Here is an 892-nt window from a genome sequence, read left to right on the forward strand (position 1 = left end):
CCACGGGCCTCCCGGTCGGCCTGCCGGTGGTCGCGACGGCCAACGACAAGGCCGTCGAGGCCCTCGGCTGCGGACTCCTCGACCCGACGACGCTCCTCGTGTCGCTCGGCACGTACATCGCGGGCATGTCGGTCGGCGAGCGGAACATCGACGGGGCGTCCGACTTCTGGACGAACTTCGGCTCGGAACCGGGCCGCTACCTCTACGAGTCCGGCGGCATCCGTCGCGGCATGTGGACCGTGAGCTGGTTCCGCGACCTGCTCGGGCCGGACTTCGCGGCAGCGGCCGACGCGGCGGGCGAGCGCGCCGAGGACCGACTGGGCCGCGAGGCCGCCGACGTCCCCGCGGGATCGGACGGGCTGCTGACCGTCCTCGACTGGCTCGCGCCGGCCGACGCGACGTTCCGGAAGGGCTCGATCCTCGGGTTCGACGGACGGCAGGGCCGGGCGCACGTGTACCGATCGATCCTCGAGGGCATCGCGATGACGATGCGCGACCGCGGGGATGCCATGGCCGCCGAGCTCGGGACGGCGTACCGCCGGGTGGTCGTCTCCGGCGGTGGTTCGTCGTCCGACCTGATGATGCAGATCATGTCGGACGTGTTCCAGGCGCCGACCATCCGTGTGGTGGGCGACAGCGCTGCGGGGCGCGGGGCGGCGATCTGCGCGGCGGTCGCGACCGGGGTGCACCCGTCGTTCGAGGCGGCCGCCGCGGCGATGGTCGTCGAGCGGGACCGCTTCACGCCGGACCCGTCGACTGCGGCGGTCTACGACGCGCTGCGTGCCGTGCACGCGGACGTGACGGCGCACACCGACGAGGTCTACCGGCGGACGGCGGCCATCGTCGGCTGACCGGTGCGACGCGACCGCTCGGAGGACGGGAGGCGCGGTGC

1 protein-coding gene is annotated in these 892 nt (G+C 73.8%); it reads left to right on the forward strand.

Annotation, left to right across the window (positions count from 1 at the left end; genetic code table 11):
* A partial coding sequence (locus tag BIV03_RS01500; RefSeq protein WP_254790677.1) for an FGGY-family carbohydrate kinase occupies positions 1-851 on the forward strand: 851 nt, incomplete at its 5' end.
* Between the last annotated feature and the right edge of the window lie 41 nt (positions 852-892).

Source organism: Curtobacterium sp. MCBA15_016 (genome assembly GCF_001865105.1).
GTDB lineage: Bacteria > Actinomycetota > Actinomycetes > Actinomycetales > Microbacteriaceae > Curtobacterium.